The 3,727-nt window shown below is 37.9% G+C and carries 3 protein-coding genes and 1 pseudogene; 1 reads left to right on the top strand and 3 read right to left on the bottom strand.

What is annotated here, in order from left to right; all coding sequences use genetic code 11:
- A pseudogene (locus PVE40_RS12420) lies at positions 1-243 on the top strand (hypothetical protein); the annotation flags it as partial.
- Positions 244-435: 192 nt separating this feature from the next.
- On the opposite strand, the gene galE reads toward PVE40_RS12420, so the two are convergent.
- The 3 genes from galE to PVE40_RS12405 are packed head-to-tail and all read right to left on the bottom strand — an operon-like array spanning position 436 to position 3,388.
- Entirely contained in the window at positions 436-1,449 is a 1,014-nt protein-coding gene (galE, locus tag PVE40_RS12415; RefSeq protein ID WP_274732247.1) for a UDP-glucose 4-epimerase GalE, read from the bottom strand.
- Positions 1,450-1,460: 11 nt separating this feature from the next.
- Positions 1,461-2,414, bottom strand: coding sequence for an LCP family glycopolymer transferase (locus PVE40_RS12410; protein WP_274732246.1), 954 nt, complete (start codon positions 2,412-2,414; stop codon positions 1,461-1,463).
- Positions 2,415-2,428: 14 nt separating this feature from the next.
- Complete coding sequence (locus PVE40_RS12405; protein ID WP_274732245.1) at positions 2,429-3,388, bottom strand: LCP family glycopolymer transferase; 960 nt, start codon at positions 3,386-3,388, stop codon at positions 2,429-2,431.
- Positions 3,389-3,727: the final 339 nt, after the last annotated feature.

Below are 3,727 nucleotides of genomic sequence, written 5' to 3'. Positions count from 1 at the left end.
TGCACTTACTGGTACATTTCTTTGCCGAGCCTGGTAAAAATTATTGCAGAGATGGTACATTTTCGATGCCGTAATCATCAAGAAGCTGTTGAGGATTTTTCTATTCTTTTTCCAAATAAACTGCTTACTGTTTCCATGTTATACGATTTTTGTGGAAAACAAGTATCTAAGCGCATCATTCGAACAACCCTGAAGAAAAAATATGAGCGTATCCAGAAAAGTTGTGCTTCTTACTATCGATAAAGTAAAGCTTCCGTTACGAGATGACGATTCTTGTAACGGAAGGGATCTATCTTTTCCTGCTTCCGTCACGAGATTGTACTTCTCATGACGCTTGCACAAATAATTAGACCACTACCGTTACAAGATTATTAATCTTGTAACGGTAGCTTCAAGCAAACAAAAAATGCCAAGGCAGGCTGCCTTGGCATTTTTCTATTCGCTATATCCGTTTGGATTGTTTTTTTGCCAATTCCAAGAATCTCGGCACATATCTTCTAGATTTTTTTCTGCTGTCCAACCAAGGATTTCTTTCGCTAGCGTCGCATCTGCATAGCATGTTGCGACATCTCCTGGTCTACGTTCAACGATTCGATATGGAATTTTCACATCGTTTGCTTGTTGGAAGTTATTTACTAAGTCCAATACACTGTAGCCAATCCCCGTTCCAAGGTTATACGTTCCTACACCCTTGTACTCGGCAAAACTCTTCAGAGCCTTCAAATGGCCTTTTGCTAAATCAACGACATGGATATAATCTCTCACTCCAGTACCATCTGGTGTATCATAATCATTGCCGAAGACACTTAGTTCGTCACGCTTTCTAACCGCTACTTGTGTAATGTATGGCATCAAGTTGTTTGGAATCCCAGTTGGATCTTCCCCAATCAAGCCTGATTTATGTGCGCCAATCGGATTAAAGTAACGAAGCAAGGCAATATTCCATTCGTTGTCTGAAACGTGTACATCGCGCAAGATTTGCTCAATCATCACTTTCGTGTATCCATATGGATTAGTTGCGCTCGTCGGCATGTCTTCCGTTAGCGGTGAAGGATTATTCATTCCATAAACCGTTGCTGAGGAACTGAACACAATATTTTTCACGCCATGTTCTTTCATTACTTCTAGAAGAATCAATGTGCCCGTAATATTGTTATGGTAGTATTCAACCGGCTTTTCTACCGATTCGCCTACTGCTTTGTATCCGGCAAAATGAATGACAGAATCAATTGATTCTTTCGAAAAAATTTCAGTTAAAGCTGCCTTATCAAGCAAGTCTGCTTCGTAAAAGGGAACTTCTTTCCCCGTAATTTTGTGTAGACGATTCAATACTTCAGGCTTACTATTTGAAAAGTTATCTACAATGACTACTTCATTATTTTCTCTTAGAAGTTCCACCACTGTATGACTGCCGATATAACCAGCTCCACCTGTTACTAATACTGCCATGCCATTTCCCCCTAGTCTAATTCAAGTTCTGAACGTAATAAAGATTGGACACGCATTAATTCTTCTTCTGGAATAAAGTGATAGTAGATCCCATCTTCAAGCGTGCCTCCAGAACCTCCAATTTGTTCAGAAACTAAATTTCTTGCTGCACTTAGATATTTGTTGCTTTGTAATTGCAGGTAATCAGAAGTTTGGAAATTCGTTTGTACGTTATTTGACAGTGAACCCAAAATTTCTGTGTAGTTTAACAAGGTAGAAGGACTGATGACTTTGTTAATCACACCTTCAATTACGAGTCTTTGACGCGCTTGACGGCCCGTATCTCCAGCAGGATCTTCGTATCTCATACGAGCGAAAGCTAATGCACGATCACCATCTAGATGCACAGTTTCACCTTGATTGAATTGATAACCTTCTTGGTTAAAAGTTAAAGGACTAACAATATCAATTCCACCAACTGAATCTACAATTTCTTTAATTCCTGCCATATTCACTGTTACATAATAGTCAATTGGAATATTCAAAAGGTTTTGAACACTATTAATTGCCATAGCGGTGCCGCCAAAGGCATACGCATGATTAATTTTGTCCATCGTTCCGTATCCCACTATTTCGGTGTACGTATCACGAGGAATACTTATTAAAACTGCCTTCCCTGTATTCGGGTTAATCGTAGCCACCATCATCGAGTCTGAACGGCCTTGTTCCACACGCCCTAAGTCTCCAGTATCAACACCTAACAACAAAATTGAAATTGGTTCTTCGTTGTCTAAGGTCACTGCGCTGCCACGAATCGGATCAACACCTTCAACGGATTCATATACTTCATCGGTTGCTTTATCAACATGGCGAACCACATTTAGTACATATGCTCCAGCCCCTACAAATAAAACAAGGACTAGAAAAAGAAAAATCTTTAACCCTCTTCTTTTCTTCTTACGTGAGCGTGATCTTCTCTCTGACATTATATACCCCTCTCTTAGTAGCTATCGTCTACGTATTCTTCTTCGACATAATCATCTTCATAAACAGCATATTCTAAATTATAGTAATCTGTGTCGGATAAGTGTAAATCTTCCATTTCAATAGGGTCTAGTTCCAATTCTTTACGTAATTTATTGGATAATTCCAATCGTTCTTCAGGATGTACATAAAAATAATAGATTTCATCAAGCCAGAGTTCTTCTCCTGTCAAACTATCTTGCTTAAAGTTCTCTAATGATTTACCGTAAGCGGAATACATATCTGTCATATCCTTGAAAGTTAAATTCGTTCGAACATTGTCTTCCAGCGTCTCTAAAATATCTTGATAATTACGAATCGTCCCTAAGCTCAGAGCTTTATCTAATATCGCTTTAATTACAATTTTCTCTCTCTTTTGTCTTCCAAAATCTCCATCAGGATCAGTCTTACGCATACGAGAAAAAGCTAGCGCTTCTTTTCCATCAAGGATTCGTGTCTCGCCTTGTGTAAAATAATTCCCTTGATAATCAAAAGTTAGAGGGCTTGTAACTTCAATCCCACCTAAGGCATCTACAATATTAATCAATCCAGTCATGTTCACTTCTACATAATAATCAATGGGAACATTCACTAGCTCTTGAATCGAATTAATTGCCATTTCAGCTTCTCCAAAAGCATAAGCATGTGTCAATTTATCATAGAAAAGAGAGCCGTCATAGGTTTCGTAACCATCCATTAAAGCATATGTATCCCTTGGAATACTGACTAACGTAGTTGTTCTTGTTTTGGGATTTACCGTACCAATCAGAATGGCATCTGATCGACCCGGTTGGTCTTGACGATCAATTGTTCCATTATCAACGCCTAGAAATGCAAAGGAAATAGGCTGTGTCGCTTCAATGACTACTTGGGATTCTCGTTTATTTTCAGTATTGATACTATTAAAAATATTATTTGCAGTATTATTCACATCCATGAAGGTCTTCCAAAACAATGTATACAAAACTAAAAATACTCCCATTGCTCCGTAAAAGATATATCTTTTTTTACGCTTCTTCTTTAGTAGGTCACTTCTTTTCATTTCGCTCATATAATTATTAGTGCCTCTTTCCTATATTTCATCATTACACACTAGTATAGCTGAATGAAAGAAAATAAAAAAGTAGCAATCAAACACTTTAACAGAAACGTAAAGAAAAGACTGAACCTTTTTCAAGATTCAGCCTTTTCAAATATCTGGCTCTAGAATATTAAGTGTTGATGGGCCTTTGGCCCTTTTGTGAAAAACACAAAGAGACAAATGAATTTTTCCGTT

Origin of the sequence: Jeotgalibaca caeni, assembly GCF_028863945.1 — a bacterium.
Taxonomy (GTDB): Bacteria; Bacillota; Bacilli; order Lactobacillales; family Aerococcaceae; genus Jeotgalibaca; species Jeotgalibaca caeni.
The sequence above is the reverse complement of the archived record's forward strand: the minus strand, read 5'-3'. Positions and strand labels throughout refer to the sequence as shown.